This window comes from Microbacterium hominis (genome assembly GCF_013282805.1).
In the GTDB taxonomy this organism is placed as follows: domain Bacteria; phylum Actinomycetota; class Actinomycetes; order Actinomycetales; family Microbacteriaceae; genus Microbacterium; species Microbacterium hominis_B.
In genome coordinates, this window is sequence record NZ_CP054038.1 from 452,319 (window position 1) to 467,325 (window position 15,007).

Genomic DNA, 15,007 nt, shown 5'->3' on the forward strand with positions numbered 1-15,007 from the left:
TCAGTCGATCGGGTGGTGAAGGGTCACGAGCTTGCGCCCGTCCGGGAAGGTGGCCTCGACCTGTACGTCGGCGAGCATGTCGGCGACGCCGTCCATCACGTCGGCACGGGAGAGCACCGTGCGCCCCTCGGTCATGAGTGCGGCGACCTCAGCGCCCTCGCGGGCGCGCTCGATGACCCACATCGTCAGCAGCGCGACGGCTTCGGGGTGGTTGAGTCTGACGCCGCGGCTGAGGCGGTCTCGTGCGACCATGCCCGCCACGGCGAGCAGAAGCTTCTCGGTGTCCGCCGGCGACAGATGCATCCGGCACTCCCTTCGTGTGTCCGTGGCGGGGTGGCGTCGGATCACTGCCGGTTCCGCCGTGCGCTGTCCGCGATCGAGGGCCTTCGATCACGTGTCAGAAGTGTGCCATCTTCCGATGGCCTTGCGAGGCGCAAGAACCGGTGGATTCCCGAGAATCCCCGTAATTACGCCGATCAGCGGGATGCCGCGGTGCGACTGTTTACATGTTCGATACGTCTGAGCAATGCCATTGCAACGCTCGATGCCTCATCGTGGGAACACCTGCAGCCACCGACGGATCTCTGCCGTCGGCGAAGACGTCATCACCAGCGTCCCCTCACCGGAACACCGGAACACCGGAACGCATGGACACCGGAACCTCCGAACACCCGAACACCCCATGAACGGAGCACAGCATGAACACCATGAGCAGGAAGCGCCTCAGGACGCTCCTGGCCGCCGGCGCACTGGTCACCAGTGCCGCCCTCGTCCTCACCGCCTGCGGCTCGCGGGCCGGTGACGCACCGTCGAGCGCGTCGCCGGAAGCGGCCGAGAGCTGCGTCGACACCTCCGGCGACACCATCAAGCTCGGATTCCTCAACTCCCTCACGGGCGGAATGGCCATCTCCGAGACGACCGTCTCGAACGTGCTGCACATGGCCGCCGAGGAGATCAACGCCGACGGTGGCATCCTCGGCAAGCAGATCGAGTACATCCAGGAGGACGGCGCCACCGACTGGCCCACGTTCGCGGAGAAGACCGAGAAGCTCCTCACCCAGGACTGCGTGGCGGCCATCTTCGGCGGCTGGACCTCGTCGTCGCGCAAGGCGGTCAAGCCGGTCGTCGAAGAGCACAACGGGCTGTTCTTCTATCCCGTGCAGTACGAGGGTCTCGAGTCGTCGCCGAACATCTACTACACCGGCGCGACGACCAACCAGCAGATCATCCCCGCCATGGACTACCTCGCCTCTCAGGGGGTCGAGACCCTGTTCCTCGCCGGTTCCGACTACGTCTTCCCGCGCACCGCGAACGCGATCATCAAGCTCTACGCGGCGGAGCTCGGCATCGAGATCGTCGGCGAGGAGTACGTCCCCCTCGACCGTGACGACTGGACGACGCAGGTCGCCAAGATCGTCGAGGCCGAACCCGACTTCGTCTTCAACACGATCAACGGATCGTCGAACGTCGGCTTCATCAAGGCGTACTACGACGCCGGGCTCACGCCCGAGACCACGCCCATCATCTCGGTGTCGATCGCCGAGGAGGAGGCTCCGGCGATGGGACACGAGGTCACCGGCAACTACGCGTCGTGGAACTACTTCCAGTCGCTCGACACCCCGAACAACCCGGCCTTCATCGAGGCGTGGCAGGCGTACCCGGGCAGCAGCGGTGTGACCTCCGACCCCATGGAGGCCGCGTACATCTCGCTCTACCTCTACAAGGCCCTGGTCGAGGCCGCGGACTCGTTCGACGTCGACGCGATCAACGCCGCGGCGCTGGAGAACGAGATCACCGTGGATGCGCCGGAGGGCGTCGTCACCCTCGACGGCGAGAACCACCACATCTCCAAGCCGGGCCACATCGGCCGCATCAATGCCGAGAACCAGTTCGACATCGTCTGGGAGTCCGAGGGCTTCATCGAGCCCGACCCGTACCTCGACGAATACGACTGGTTCCCGGAGGACGTCCGCGACTCCCTCGTGGCCGCCGCGGGCTGATCCCACAGCTGGGGGGGAGCGGGGCTTCGTGCCACGGCGCGGAGCCCCGCATCCCCTCTCCCTCTCCCGTCCCATCCGGCACTCCCGCAGAACGGAGGCACCGCTCGTGGATGCCCTCATCCCACCACTGCTCAACGGCACCGCCCTCGGCGCCCTGCTGCTGCTCGCCGCCCTCGGTCTCACGCTCACCTTCGGCCAGATGGGCGTGATCAACATGGCGCACGGCGAGTTCATCATGGCCGGCGCGTTCACCACCTACCTGGTCCAGCTCGCCATCCCCGACAGCAACATCTCGATTCCGATCGCTCTCCCGGTGGCCTTCGTCGTCGCGGGGCTCCTCGGCCTCCTGCTCGAGGTGGGCGTCATCCAATGGATGTACCGCCGGCCGCTCGACACGCTGCTGGTCACCGTGGGTGTGGCTCTGATCCTCCAGCAGGCCGCGCTGCAGATCTTCCCCGCGCAGGGAGTGCCGGTCGAGAACGCCGAGTGGCTGCGCGGCCAGGTCGACATCTTCGGCTACGCCTGGCCGCTGCGTCAGGTCTTCACGATCGTGCTCGCGGGGATCTGCGTCGCCGCGCTCGCCGCATGGCTCAAGTTCACCTCGTTCGGTCGGCGCATCCGTGCGACCGTGCAGAACCGCGACCTGGCCGAGACCGTGGGGGTGCGCACCCGCACCGTCGACCGCCTCACCTTCTTCGTGGGATCGGGACTCGCCGGAGTCGCCGGGGTCGCGGCATCCCTCATCGGCGGCACGAACTCCCAGATGGGGGTTCAGTACATCATCCCGGCCTTCCTGGTGGTGGTCGTCGGCGGCATCGGCCAGATCAAGGGCACGGTGATCGCGGCGTGGGCCATCGGCGTCGCGATGGCGTTCTTCGCCGACCTGACCACGGGCAGCCTCGCGCAGGTGCTCGCCTTCGTCCTGGTCGTGGTCTTCCTGCAGATCCGCCCGCAGGGACTGTTCACCGTGCGCACGAGAGGACTCGCGTGATGCTCACCAGACTCAAGCCCTACAGCTCCCTCATCGGGATCGCGGTGTTCGCGGTGATCCTGCTCGTGGTCGCTCCCGCGGTGCTGTCGATGCACTGGATCAACAACCTCGGCAAGTACTGCGCGTGGGCGATCGTCGCGGTCGGGATCGGCCTGGCCTGGGGCCGCGGCGGCATGCTCGTCATGGGGCAGGGGGTGTTCTTCGGACTCGGGGCGTACGCGATGGCGATGCACCTCACGCTGGAGACGGCAGGTCCCGACGCGACACCCACGTTCATGATCCTCTACGACCCCCTGGCGCCGGTCCCGGCGTTCTGGGAGCCGTTCCGCAGCGACCTGTTCACCATCATCGCGATCGTGCTGCTGCCGGTCATCGTCGCCGGCGTGCTGGGATACGCGCTCTTCAAGCGCCGAGTGAAGGGAGCGTACTTCGCGATCCTCACGCAGGCGCTCGCCGTCGCCCTGGCCGTGTTCATCAGCTCGACGATCCGCGAGACCGGCGGCGACACCGGCCTGAGCGGATTCCAGTACTTCTTCGGCTACGTCCTCGCCGACGACACCAACAAGATCATGATCTACATGATCACCGTGGTCCTGCTGATCGTGTGCATGCTCGTCGCGTGGCAGCTCAACCGCAGCCGGTTCGGAGAGCTGCTGCTCGCCACCCGCGACGCCGAGGATCGCGTGCGGTTCCTCGGCTACGACCCCGCCAACATCAAGCTCGTCGCCTTCGTGATCGCCGCGGTCATGGCCAGCATCGGCGGCGCGATGTTCGTGCCGCTCGTCGGCATCATCACCCCCGCCGAGATCGGCGCCTCGGCGTCGATCCTCATGATCGCGGGCGTCGCGCTGGGCGGACGCGCATCGCTGTTCGGGCCGGTGCTCGGCGCGATGGCGATCGGCTGGGGGCAGTCGAGTCTCGCGTCGAGCTGGCCGGAGGGCTGGATCTACATCCTGGGGCTGCTCTTCGTCGTGGTCACCCTGTTCCTTCCGAACGGGCTCGCGTCGCTGTACTCGAGGGCCAAGGCCCTCCTGATGAAAGGCGGTGCGCAGAAGCCGCCTCCACCGCCGTCCGCCGTCGTCGAGCGCGAAGCCGAGCAGGAGGTGCCCGCATGAGCGAGACGACGGAAGCGTCGGCGGGCGCCCCGCTGGTTCCGGATTCCGAGACCTCCGTCGAGGTGTCGCATCTGAGCGTCAGCTTCGACGGCTTCAAGGCGGTCGACGACGTGAGCCTGCTCATGCTCAGGGGCCAGGTCCACTTCCTCATCGGCCCGAACGGCGCCGGCAAGACCACTCTCGTCGATGCCCTCACGGGTCTCGTGCCGTCGACCGGCACGGCGACGTACAACGGCATGGATCTGCTGTCGATGAAGGCCAACAAGATCGTCCGGGCGGGCGTCGGACGCACCTTCCAGACCGCGACGGTCTTCGACGAGCTGTCGGTGCTGCAGAACCTCGACATCGCCGGGGGTGTGCACCGCAGAGCCTGGGGACTGCCGCTCACCCGCCGGGGGATCCCCGACTACGTCGAGTCGGCGCTCGAGACCATCGGATTGGCGGGGGTTCGCGACCGGCCGGCCGGCGTGCTCGCCCACGGGCAGAAGCAGTGGCTCGAGATCGGGATGCTCCTCGTGCAGGACGCGAAGGTGATGTTCCTCGACGAGCCGGTGGCCGGCATGAACGCCGACGAGCGCGATGAGACCGGGCAGCTGCTGCGCCGCATCGGCGATGAGCGCACGATCATCGTGATCGAGCACGACATGGACTTCGTGCGCAGCTACGCCGAGTGGGTCACCGTCATGCACACGGGAAAGCTGCTCACCGCGGGAACGGTCGAGCAGGTTCAAGCCGACAGGCGCGTTCAGGAGGTCTACCTCGGGACGGCGGCGGACGCGGCGGTCGAAGGCCAGGGAGGCCACTGATGCTCGAGATCAACGGGGTGACGGCCGGCTACGGCCGCACGAAGGTCCTCCACGACGTCACGGTGAGGATTCCGCACGGCCAGGCCGTGTCGATCATGGGGCACAACGGCGCCGGCAAGACGACGCTGCTGCGCGTGGCCACGGGGCTCCTGCCGGTGATGCAGGGCCAGGTTCTCATCGACGGCGAGGATGTGACGCGGATGCCGCCCTCCAAACGGGTGCAGCGGGGACTGGGCTACGTGCCGCAGGGGCAGCAGTCGTTTCCCCAGATGACCACCCTCGAGAATCTGCGCCTGGTGGCAAAGCGGCAGTCCGACATCGACGAGGTGTTCGACCTGTTCCCGGTGCTCAAGGAGCTCCTCGGTCGCCGCGCCGGCCTCCTCTCGGGCGGACAGCGCCAGCAGCTCGCGATCGCGCGCACCCTCCTCACCAAGCCGAAGCTCCTGGTGCTCGACGAGCCCACTGAGGGCATCCAGCCCAACATCGTCGCCGACATCGAGCGGGTCATCATCGATCTCACCCGCCGGGGGGATCTCTCGGTGCTCCTGGTCGAACAGCACGTCGGCTTCGCGCTGCGCTCCACCCACACGTTCTATGTGCTCCAGTCGGGGCGCATCACGATGAGCGGCGAAGGGGGCGCCTCGGCGATCGACACGGTGCGCCAGGCCATGGCGATCTGACGAACCCGCGCGATCTGAATCAGATCGATTCCTCGCGGCAACGCCGTGGAAACACGGTCACGGCATGATCCAGACATCGTGGACGCGCCGGAGGTGACTGTGGGTGCGCTGGGGGTGAGATCCGGCGCGCGAGGCGGAGATGCGCGCGCCGCGGCCGAGGACAGCCTCGAGGACTACGCGTTCCGGTACGTGCCGCGCTCCTTCCGCAGGTGGAGCGCGCTGTCGGTCGGCGGCACGGCACTCGGCTCCATCGCGTTCCTCGCCGATTTCTCGATCGGGGCGAGCATCGGACTCCATCACGGCACGAGCAACGCCGTGCTCGGCATCCTGCTGGCCTCGGTGATCATCTTCCTGGTCGGCTTCCCCGTCGCCTACTACGCGGCGCGCTACAACCTGGACCTCGATCTCATCGCCCGCGGCTCGGGATTCGGCTACTACGGCTCGATCATCACGACCGTCGTCTTCGCGGGATTCACGTGCATCTTCTTCGCGCTCGAGGGCGCCATCATGGCGCAGGGGCTGGAAGCTGCGGTCGGGATCCCTTTGCCCGTCGGCTACGTGATCTCCACCGTCGTGGTGATCCCGATCGTCATCTTCGGGATGCGTGCGCTCGAGCGGCTCCAGTTCTGGACGACTCCGCTGTGGCTCGCCCTCGCCCTCCTCCCGCTCCTGTGGATCGTGTTCACCGAGCCCGAGGCGGTCACCGACTTCATCGATTTCACCGGCGCCTCCGACGGCACGGTCTCCTTCAGCGCCATCGTGGCCAGCGCAGCCGTCTGCTTCGCGCTGACCCCGCAGTTGGCCGAGCAGATCGACTACATCCGCGTGATGCCGCCGCGCACGGCCGCGAACGCGCGATCGTGGTGGACGGCGTTCGTCTTCAGCGGACCGGGCTGGGTGATCTTCAGCGGCACCAAGCAGGTGATCGGGCTGTTCCTCGCCGTGTATCTGGTCACCAAGGTCGACCCCTCGATCGGCGACCGCGCGGTGGAGCCGGTGAAGCAGTTCCTCGGCATGTACCAGTCGCTCCTCCCGGACTGGGTCGCGCTCGGCCTGGCGCTGATCCTCATCGTCATCGCACAGGTGAAGATCAACGTGACCAACGCCTACTCCGGCTCGCTGGCGTGGTCCAACGTCTACACGCGCGTCAAGAAGCGCTACCCCGGCCGGACGGTCTTCGTGGTCTTCAACCTCGTCATCGCCCTGGCGCTCATGCTCCTCGACGTGTTCAGCCTCATCTCGTTCGTGCTGAGCCTGTACGCCAACGTGGTCATGGCGTGGCTCGTCACGATCTCCGCCGACATCGTGATCAACAAGCACCTGCTCCGGATCTCGCCGCGCTTCCCCGAGTTCCGCCGCGGGATGCTGCACGACTGGAATCCGGTCGGACCGGTCTCTGTCGCGGCGGCCTCCGGGCTTTCGCTGCTGTGCTTCGTCGGGGCGTTCGGCGCCGACTTCCAGCCCTTCTCGGTGCTCGTCGCGATCGGCGTCGCGGTGGTGGTCACGCCTGCCATGGCGCTCGCCACGCGGGGCCGGTTCTATCTGCGGCGCCGGACCGACGGCATCCCGACCCCCATCCTCGACCGCGACGGCAATCCGTCGGGGGAGCGCCTGCGCTGCCACGTCACCGGCTACATGTTCGAGCGCCCGGATATGCTGGCATCGGCCGAATCAGGACCGCGCGGAGAACTGCAGTTCGTCTCCTCGCTGGCGCTGGCGCTCGACGAATCGGACAGATACGTCCTGCCGCCCGAGCCGGCGGTGCGCGAGCGGGATGGGCCGGGAAGGAGATCGTGATGGGCGAGTCCGTCGACACCCCGTCGGCGATCCTCGAGAGCGCCGCACTGCTGCTGCGCCACGGCACCTTCGAGGATGTCTCCTACGCCGAGCTCGCCGAGCTCGCGGAGGTCTCCGAGCGCACGATCTATCGCCGCTTCCCCACGCGGTCGCATCTGCTCGAGGCCCTCGCGCGGTGGATCGAGGCGGAGCACTTCCCTCTCGCCGAGTTCCGCACGGTCGCCGAGTTCCGTCTCGCCGTGCGTGCGCGCTTCGCCGCGTTCGACGCGCAGCCCGCCTTCGCCTTCGTCGCCGCACGCGGCGCGGCGCTCTCGCCGACGAGCGGTGAGACAGCGGCGCCCATGACCGACGCGATCGTCGCCATGCTGAGCGCCGCCGCACCGGGGCTGAACCGACGAGACTCCCTGCGCGCGGCCGCCGCGCTCCGGTACTTCGCGTCGCCGATGTTCTGGGCGCGGATGCGGACCGGCTTCGAGATGAGCGCCGACGAGACCTTCGCCGCGTTCGATCTCGCGGCCGGCAGGGTGCTCCCGGTGGCGTCGAAGGCCGACTGGGCGGCCTAGCAGTGACAGGTCCGTCTTCGCCGGAGCTCACGGGCACCCAGGCGGCGATCCTCGCCGCGTACGCCGAGCTCATCGAGGAGGTCGGCACCGACGATGTCTCGTTCCGGCTGATCGCCCTGCGCGCGGGCGTCGGCGAGCGCACGATCTACCGCTACTACCCGACCCGGGTCGATCTGCTCCTGGCGACATCGGCCTGGATCGAGCAGACGATCTTCTCCCGCGAGGAGTCGGAGTCGATCTTCGACGTGCCGATCGCGATCCGCGAGGCGATGGATGCCTACGACCGGCGTCCCGAGCTCGCCCACGTCGTCGCCGAGGCGTCGATGCGCGGGGTCAACGGCGCGGAGCCCGCCACGCACCGCGCGCACTTCGACGCCCTCCTGCGGCGCGAGGTGCCCTCGCTCGCAGACCAGGAGCGCACCGTGATCGTCGCGGCCCTGTGTCATCTCGACTCGTCCGCCACGTGGGTGACCATGCGACGGGAGCTCGGCATGAGCGGACGCGACATCTCCGACGCCGCCACGTGGGCGGCCGAGGCCATCCTCGACCCGATCCGAGGGGCAGGTGGGCCAGCGGCCGGGTGACGGCGGGGTCTGCGTCGGTACGACCACGGTTCTTGTCGTGCTCTCCGTTCGGGGATACTCTCGCGGTAACGCGGGGTGGACGCCGCGGTCGCAGACCGGGTGATCGCGTGGGCGGCTGGGGTTTCCGCTCCTCCTGAGCGTGCCCCCCGAGCAGGGCGCGCCGGACTTCGTGCGTCTAAGGGGGAAGCGATGTGGTTCCGCCGTTCCCGGGGCCGCCTGCCGATCGCGCGGGCGGTGCTGATCTTCGGCTCTGCCGCGGTGGCCTCGCTCGCGGTGGTCGCGCTCGCGACGCTCGCCGGCACCCGCACGGCCGCGTACGACCAGGCGCTGGACGATGCGGAGAGACGCACCAACGCGATGGCCGTGCTGACCCTGGCCCCCACGCTCGAGCAGGCGCTCGCCGGTGACGGCGATCCGCTCGCCACGGCGGTGGAAGCGCGCATCAACGAGGGCTATCTCGCCGCCGTGCTCATCCGTGACGGCGCCGGCGACGTCGTCTTCTCCAGCCTCGGGCAGGCGGACGAGCCCGGCCGTCTTTCCGCCGCGGCGCGCGCGGCGATCGAAGAGGGACGCATCAGCTCGGAGCGGATCGCCGGCGAGGAGATGCCGCTGCTGCCGCCCACCGGCGAGAGCGGGTATCTCGAGGTCTATGTGCCCGTGGTGGTTCCGGGGCACGGAGCGCTGGTGGTCGAGGCGTACTTCGACGGGGCGCGGATCGACGTGTTCGCCGACGCCGAGGTGCGCCAGATGCTGCCGTTCATGCTCGTTCCGCTGCTCAGCGTGCAGCTGATCATGGTGGCCGTGTTCCTCTGGCTCGTGCGGCGCGCGCGAAGGCAGGAACGCGAGCGCACGGAGCTGCTGGAGTTCTCGCTGTCGGCGTCGGACCGGGAGCGCGAGCGCATCGCCGGTGACATCCACGACGGGCCGATCCAGGAGCTGGCGGGCGTCGGCTTCGTGCTCGACGCGGCCAAGCGGGTGCACGGCGAGGACCAGCGGCGGCTGCTGGATGCCGCGAACGCGGCCCTGCGGAGGGCGACCCGTTCGCTGCGCACCCTGATGGCCGACATCTATCCGCCCGATCTGCACACCGTGCCGCTGAAGGTGGCCATCACCCGGGTGGTGGAGACGACCGTGCCGACGGAGGTGGCGTCGACGGTCGTCGTGGGGGAGCTGCCCCCGCTGAGCGACGAGGCGATCGAGCTGGTGTATCGCATCGTGCGGGAGGCGCTCGGCAACGTCGCCAAGCACAGCGCCGCATCGACGCTGCGTGTCGAGATCTCCGCCGGGCGGTTCGACGGGATGCCGCGGGATGCCGTGCGTGTGAGCATCGTCGACGACGGGGTGGGAATCGACGACGTCGCCAACGCCGGGCGCCGCTCCGGCGACCATGTGGGGCTGCGGCTCATCCGGGATCGCGTGCGCAGCGCCGGGGGGACGGTGCGGATCGGGCGCGGGCCGACGGGCGGCACCCAGGTGCTCGCGCTGCTTCCCGTCGAGCCGGTGACCGTGCAGGACGCGGCGGCCCCGCGGGAGGAGCGATCGGGCTCCGCCGAGGACACCGCGGCGCCCACGCCGGTCGTCTGAGCCCTCAGACGGGGCGCGGAGCCCCCGCGTGGACGCGAGGCGCGTGGCCCCCGTGGCGCGCGCGGCGCTGGATCGTGAGCACCACCACGCCGCCTGCGGTGCCCACCGCGGCCGCGTAGAGCGCGATCGCAGAGGTCACCGTCGTCGGCGCCAGAGGTTCGTCGGCGTCGCGGATGATCACCGACCCGTGATGGGCGAGCGGCGCGGGAGCGTCGACCCCCGAGGACGTCGTGGAAGGTCGTTCGTCGACGGGGGCGACGGCGATGACCGCGGCCTCGACCTCGGCAGGGTGGGATGCGACGATCACGCTCACGGCGGGGGCGACCATGAGGGTCGCTCCCACCGTGAGGGTCGCAGCGATCAGGACGCGCCGTGTGGACGTCGCCAGGCTGGGGTAACCCCGCGTCCGGATCACGAGCCCATCACCCCGCTGCAACCGTCGCGGTCGTCGACCCACCGCGACTGGTCTGGACGAGCACCGAGGTGATCTGCACCCCCGGGCCGGGCTTCTGGCGCAGCTCCCATCCGCCCACGGTGTCGACGGTGACGCGTCCGAGCAGCACGGGCGCCGCCGGGTTGGTGTTGTTCCAGATCAGCACCTGGGTGGGCGGTGACAGCGGCCCCGCGACTCCCCCGATGAGCGACGTGCCGCCGATGCGCAGCTCCTTGCCCACCCGGTGACGGGCGACCGTGACCGCAAGGTCGCTGTCGAGCACCGGCACCGTGACATCGGCCATGCTCTCGACACCGGCAGCGGTGCGCGCGACGACGTGCAGAGTGATCGGATCCCACGCGGCGGCGGGCGCCGTCGTCGTCGCGGTGACGAAGAACGGGAGCGTCACCCGTGGCCGGGCGGTCGCGGCGTCTGCGATCGCCACCGCCGGTCCGCTCGTCTGCGTCCAGGTGTATTCGGTCGCGCCCGTGGTCGCCGTCGCGTCGATGTTCAGTGTCGATCCCGGGGTCACGGGACTCACCGTCGCGATGCTGATCACGGGCGGTGCCGACGGATCGGTCGGGTTGTCCGGAGTGTTGTCCGTGACGGGCGGCACATCCGGTCCCGGCGGCGGCGGCGTCACACCGGGAGGTGTGGCGGTTCCGCCGGTGATGGTGACGCGGTGGGTGGTGGTGGGTCCGGTGGTGGTGTGGGCGGTGATGTGGGCGGGTGGTGCGGTGAGGGTGAATTCGGTGGGGGTGGTGTCGGTGAGTTGGCCGATGCCGTCGATGGTGACGGGGTAGGTGGTGGCGGTTGCTTGGATGGTGAGGACGGTGCCGTTGTATTCCGCGCGGTCGATGACGATGTCTTCGAGGTCGATGGTGGCGGTGCTGACGGGGTCGTCGGAGAGGTTGCGGACGGTGACCTGGGTGGGTGCGGCGCCGGGTTCGAGGGCGATGCGGGCGTAGTGGTATTCGGAGCCGTCGTCGTTGGTCATGGGTGTGGTGGCGTATTGGCCTTCGGCACCGTCGACTTGGAGTTGGATGCTCTTGCTGGTGGCGAACACGTCGAGGAATCCGTCGGTGATGGATGCGCGGGTGCCGGCCAGGCCGGTGTTGGTGGCGATCTTGCCGCTGATGGTGAATTGGTCGGTGTCCAGGCTCAGGCCGGGTCCGGTGACGGAGAAGCGGTTGTAGCCGTCTTTGCCGCCGATGACGGTGTGTGCGATGCCGGGGTCGCCGACGAAGCCTGCGGGGGCTGCGGGGGCGGTGGCGGGGTCCCATTTCAGGAACGGGCCGAAGTTGCCGGTGAGGGCGAGGGTGAAGTTGCCCACGGAGGGGGCGATGTCTTCGACGAGGCGGCCGGCGCCGGTGTCGTCGGTGTCGATGGTGAGTTCGCCGAACGGGTGCCGGAAGGTGAGGGTGGCGTTGGCGGGTGCGTCGCGGACCACGACGCGGGTGCGGGCGAACACGACCTGGTTGCCGGGGGTGGCTTCTTCGGTGGTGAATGCTGCTTCCAGGCCGAGGGTGAGCACGGCGCGGCCGCCGCCGGGCAGGTCGAGTTCGGAGGCGACGAGCTGGTAGAAGAACTCGCCGGGGAAGTTGTCGGGGAAGCTGATCGGGATGGTGTCGTCGGGCACGTCGCCGGGCAGGAATCCGCACATCGGGTTGTCGATGTCCAGGCAGGGTTCGATGCGGGTGCCGGTGGAGTCTTCGTACCAGGCCGGGAAGCCGTGGTCGGAGCTGGACGGGCCGACCGCGGTCAGACCTCCCGGGTTGGTGACCGTGACCCGTGTGGCCGCGTTGGCGACCGTGGTTCCGGTCAACACCAGAACACCCACCGCCACCGCCGCCACCCACGCCGGCGGGCGCCGCCTCGGCAGCGAAGTCGTCGTCGATGCGTGCGAGTGCGCGCGCAAGGGTCCCCAGATTTTCGCGAACATGTCGCTCCCCAATTCCCGACCGCTGACATCCCAGCCCCAGGTCCGCGCGGTCGTACAGTCGAACGATCCCTCGATCGCGTTGCGACGCGCAGACCACGCTGGGGGGAGGGGGCACCCCCAAAAGAGGGGGTGAGCTTCACGGGCGGCGCATCCCCCCTCTTTTGGGGGTGGCGCTCACGCCCCACCGAGGGTGCCGTGTGGGATGGGGCAGCGGGACCATGGGTTCAGCAGGCGCTGGGGTGCCTGTTGCGGGTTTCCTGGGGTTGCCCGCCCGATTCGGCTCTGGGGGCCAATCATGACTGTTACGCGCCGTGAAATGCTGACGTTGACCGCCGTCGCCGGGGTCGCCACTGCAGGGGCTGTCGCGCTGGCCGCCCCGTGGGGGTCGCCGGTCGAGGCGAAATCGGCCAGCCAGCTGGCATCCAAATACTTCCCGAAGGTCTTCGCCGCGACCCTGCCGATGCAGCAGGTGCTCGCGCCCAAGCGCACGGAGGTGGATGACGAGGGGCCGGTGAACTACTACGACGTCTCGGAGGTCGTCGCCAACGCGAAGATCCTGCCGGGGGGTCTGCTGACCCCCGTGCTCGCGTACAACGGCGTCGTGCCGGGGCCGATCATCGAGGTAGACCAGGGCACGCGGGCCGTGCTGCGGATGCGGAACAGGCTCACCGCCGTGCACCCGACCTTCGGGACGCCGATCGCGACGTCGACCCATCTGCACGGCTCTGCGTCGCTGCCGGAGTACGACGGGTACGCGAGCGATGTGACCCTCCCCGGGCAGATGAAGGACTACCACTACCCGAACTTCCAGACGGCGCGCACGCTCTGGTACCACGACCACGGGGTTCACTACACGGCGCAGAACGCCTACTCGGGACTTGCCGCCCAGTACCACATGCATGACGCGCAGGAGCGCTCGCTGCTCCCGCAGGACGAGTTTGACGTCGCTCTCACGATCTGCGACATGATGTTCCAGGCGAACGGGGCTCAGCTCTACGAGGACCGCAGCCATTCCGGACTGTACGGCGATGTGATCCTGGTCAACGCGATGCCGTGGCCGGTGATGAAGGTCAAGCGCCGGGTCTACCGCTTCCGCCTGCTGAACTCCTCGCTCTCGAGGTCGTACCGGTTCCAGCTGTCGCCATCGACGCCCATGCACATGGTCTGCACCGACGGTGGGCTGATGCTCAAGACCCAGTCGGTCACCAGCTTCCGCATGGGCAGTGCGGAGCGCTACGAGTTCCTCATCGACTTCTCGCAGTTCAAGGCGGGCCAGCGGATCGAGATGCGCAACCTCTCGAATCCCGACAACCGCGACTTCGACTTCACGAACAAGGTCATGGCGTTCGATGTCGTCGACGACCCGTTCACGACGAACGATCCGTCGGCGCTGAGCATCCCCGACACGCTGAACCCGGGCAACGAGGTGATGGGGCTCGTCGAGAAGGGCGGGATGATCAAGCGCAACATCCGGGTGGAGCGCGACGACGTCACCGACATGTGGCAGCTCAACGAGCAGACCTGGGAGGACGTCATCGCCTCGAACTACCTGGCGACGCTGGCGAGCCCCACCGTGAACACCACCGAGGTGTGGGAGATCGAGAACAAGTCGGGCGGCTGGTTCCACCCCGTGCACATCCACCTCATCGACTTCAAGATCCTCTCGCGCGACGGCAAGGCGCCCTTCTCGTACGAGCTGGGACCGAAGGACGTCGTCTACGTCGGCGAGAACGAGAAGGTGCGGGTGATCGCCAAGTACGGTCCCCACGCGGGGCGGTACATGGTGCACTGCCACAATCTCGTGCACGAGGATCACGACATGATGCACCAGTTCCGGGTGTGGCCGGCCGACGGCTCGTCGGACGATCCGCACCACCCGATCCTGGCTGCACTGCCCGTGCCCGACGATGGGGCCTGAGCTCACGGCGGACTCCCCGGCTCGCGCGACCACGCCATCGCGTCGCGCGAGGCCGATCGTGGTCGCGGCCGTGGTGGTGGTCGTGCTCGCGCTCATCGCGCTCCGGCTCTGGGTCTTCGACATCGTGACCGTCGCATCGGGCAGCATGGCTCCGACGCTGTGTGCGGGGGATCTGGTGCTCGTCGAGCGTGTCGCACCATGGCAGCGCCTGGAGCACGGCGACATCGTCGTCTTCGCGAACCCCGGCGATGGCAGCCCGACCGTGAAGAGGGTGGTGGGGCTGCCGGGGGAGCAGGTTGGGATCGCCGACGCGATCCTGACCGTCGACGGCGAATTCATCGACGAGTCGTACGTGGACCGGGCCACGATCGACGGGGTCTACTTCGGTCCGGTCGAGGTGCCGCCGGACACGGTGTTCGTGATGGGCGACGCGCGCGAGTTCTCCATCGACTCCCGCGAATTCGGAGCGGTGCCCCGCGAAGACGTCAGCATGCGGATGCTCGTGAACCTGTCGGGGTGCCGCTGACCGGCGGTCACCGCACCGCGTCGCGCGCCGCCACGTTTTGTCAGATCGGGCGTTCGGAGGTACCCTGC

General features: G+C 68.5%; 14 protein-coding genes. 11 read left to right on the forward strand and 3 right to left on the reverse strand.

All coding sequences use genetic code 11. From position 1 onward, the window contains the following. On the reverse strand, window positions 1–303 hold the full coding sequence (locus tag HQM25_RS01980) for an urease subunit gamma (RefSeq protein WP_172988669.1): 303 nt from the start codon (window positions 301–303) through the stop codon (window positions 1–3). 404 nt (window positions 304–707) lie between these two features. On the opposite strand from HQM25_RS01980, the gene urtA reads away from it, so the two are divergent. The 9 genes from urtA (at window position 708) to HQM25_RS02025 (ending at window position 10,120) form a co-directional block, all read left to right on the forward strand. Continuing rightward, window positions 708–2,000: an urea ABC transporter substrate-binding protein gene (urtA, locus tag HQM25_RS01985; protein ID WP_254359498.1), complete on the forward strand. Its 1,293-nt coding sequence runs from the start codon at window positions 708–710 to the stop codon at window positions 1,998–2,000. Window positions 2,001–2,106: 106 nt separating this feature from the next. Continuing rightward, window positions 2,107–2,991: an urea ABC transporter permease subunit UrtB gene (urtB, locus tag HQM25_RS01990; protein WP_172988672.1), complete on the forward strand. Its 885-nt coding sequence runs from the start codon at window positions 2,107–2,109 to the stop codon at window positions 2,989–2,991. Further along, the gene (gene urtC / locus HQM25_RS01995) at window positions 2,991–4,106 is read left to right on the forward strand and encodes an urea ABC transporter permease subunit UrtC (protein ID WP_254359500.1); all 1,116 of its coding nucleotides are present in this window, start codon (window positions 2,991–2,993) and stop codon (window positions 4,104–4,106) included. Before urtB ends, urtC begins: the two co-directional genes overlap by 1 nt. Beyond that, a complete protein-coding gene (urtD, locus tag HQM25_RS02000) occupies window positions 4,103–4,912 on the forward strand; it encodes an urea ABC transporter ATP-binding protein UrtD (RefSeq protein WP_172988674.1) in 810 nt (269 codons plus the stop codon). Before urtC ends, urtD begins: the two co-directional genes overlap by 4 nt. After that, complete coding sequence (gene urtE / locus HQM25_RS02005) at window positions 4,912–5,592, forward strand: urea ABC transporter ATP-binding subunit UrtE (protein ID WP_172988675.1); 681 nt, start codon at window positions 4,912–4,914, stop codon at window positions 5,590–5,592. The genes urtD and urtE overlap by 1 nt, the downstream gene beginning before the upstream one ends. Window positions 5,593–5,706: 114 nt before the next feature. Then, window positions 5,707–7,389 carry a purine-cytosine permease family protein gene (locus HQM25_RS02010; RefSeq protein ID WP_254359501.1) on the forward strand — a complete coding sequence of 561 codons (1,683 nt, stop codon included), beginning with the start codon at window positions 5,707–5,709 and terminating at the stop codon, window positions 7,387–7,389. Further along, window positions 7,389–7,952, forward strand: coding sequence for a TetR/AcrR family transcriptional regulator (locus tag HQM25_RS02015; RefSeq protein ID WP_172988678.1), 564 nt, complete (start codon window positions 7,389–7,391; stop codon window positions 7,950–7,952). The genes HQM25_RS02010 and HQM25_RS02015 overlap by 1 nt, the downstream gene beginning before the upstream one ends. Before the next feature lie 2 nt (window positions 7,953–7,954). Further along, on the forward strand, window positions 7,955–8,536 hold the full coding sequence (locus tag HQM25_RS02020) for a TetR/AcrR family transcriptional regulator (protein WP_172988679.1): 582 nt from the start codon (window positions 7,955–7,957) through the stop codon (window positions 8,534–8,536). A gap of 189 nt (window positions 8,537–8,725) precedes the next feature. Next, window positions 8,726–10,120: a sensor histidine kinase gene (locus HQM25_RS02025; RefSeq protein WP_172988680.1), complete on the forward strand. Its 1,395-nt coding sequence runs from the start codon at window positions 8,726–8,728 to the stop codon at window positions 10,118–10,120. Window positions 10,121–10,124: 4 nt separating this feature from the next. On the opposite strand, the gene HQM25_RS02030 is transcribed toward HQM25_RS02025, so the two are convergent. Next, a complete protein-coding gene (locus HQM25_RS02030; RefSeq protein WP_172988681.1) occupies window positions 10,125–10,448 on the reverse strand; it encodes a hypothetical protein in 324 nt (107 codons plus the stop codon). A gap of 94 nt (window positions 10,449–10,542) precedes the next feature. Further along, the gene (locus HQM25_RS02035) at window positions 10,543–12,381 is read right to left on the reverse strand and encodes a hypothetical protein (protein ID WP_172988682.1); all 1,839 of its coding nucleotides are present in this window, start codon (window positions 12,379–12,381) and stop codon (window positions 10,543–10,545) included. Window positions 12,382–12,811: 430 nt separating this feature from the next. On the opposite strand from HQM25_RS02035, the gene HQM25_RS02040 reads away from it, so the two are divergent. Together HQM25_RS02040 and lepB are read left to right on the forward strand one after the other, a co-directional pair. Continuing rightward, window positions 12,812–14,413, forward strand: a complete 1,602-nt coding sequence (locus HQM25_RS02040) for a multicopper oxidase family protein (RefSeq protein ID WP_254359502.1) — start codon at window positions 12,812–12,814, stop codon at window positions 14,411–14,413. Between the two features lie 58 nt (window positions 14,414–14,471). After that, window positions 14,472–14,939: a signal peptidase I gene (gene lepB / locus HQM25_RS02045; protein WP_254359503.1), complete on the forward strand. Its 468-nt coding sequence runs from the start codon at window positions 14,472–14,474 to the stop codon at window positions 14,937–14,939. Window positions 14,940–15,007 lie beyond the last annotated feature (68 nt).

Bases quoted from the DNA above. Each gene is read 5' to 3' on its own strand.
- HQM25_RS01980 (WP_172988669.1), bottom strand. From the start codon at position 303: ATGCATCTGTCGCCGGCGGACACCGAGAAGCTTCTGCTCGCCGTGGCG.
- urtA (WP_254359498.1), top strand. From the start codon at position 708: ATGAGCAGGAAGCGCCTCAGGACGCTCCTGGCCGCCGGCGCACTGGTC.
- urtC (WP_254359500.1), top strand. From the start codon at position 2,991: ATGCTCACCAGACTCAAGCCCTACAGCTCCCTCATCGGGATCGCGGTG.
- urtD (WP_172988674.1), top strand. From the start codon at position 4,103: ATGAGCGAGACGACGGAAGCGTCGGCGGGCGCCCCGCTGGTTCCGGAT.
- urtE (WP_172988675.1), top strand. From the start codon at position 4,912: ATGCTCGAGATCAACGGGGTGACGGCCGGCTACGGCCGCACGAAGGTC.
- HQM25_RS02015 (WP_172988678.1), top strand. From the start codon at position 7,389: ATGGGCGAGTCCGTCGACACCCCGTCGGCGATCCTCGAGAGCGCCGCA.
- HQM25_RS02025 (WP_172988680.1), top strand. From the start codon at position 8,726: ATGTGGTTCCGCCGTTCCCGGGGCCGCCTGCCGATCGCGCGGGCGGTG.
- HQM25_RS02030 (WP_172988681.1), bottom strand. From the start codon at position 10,448: ATGGTCGCCCCCGCCGTGAGCGTGATCGTCGCATCCCACCCTGCCGAG.
- HQM25_RS02040 (WP_254359502.1), top strand. From the start codon at position 12,812: ATGCTGACGTTGACCGCCGTCGCCGGGGTCGCCACTGCAGGGGCTGTC.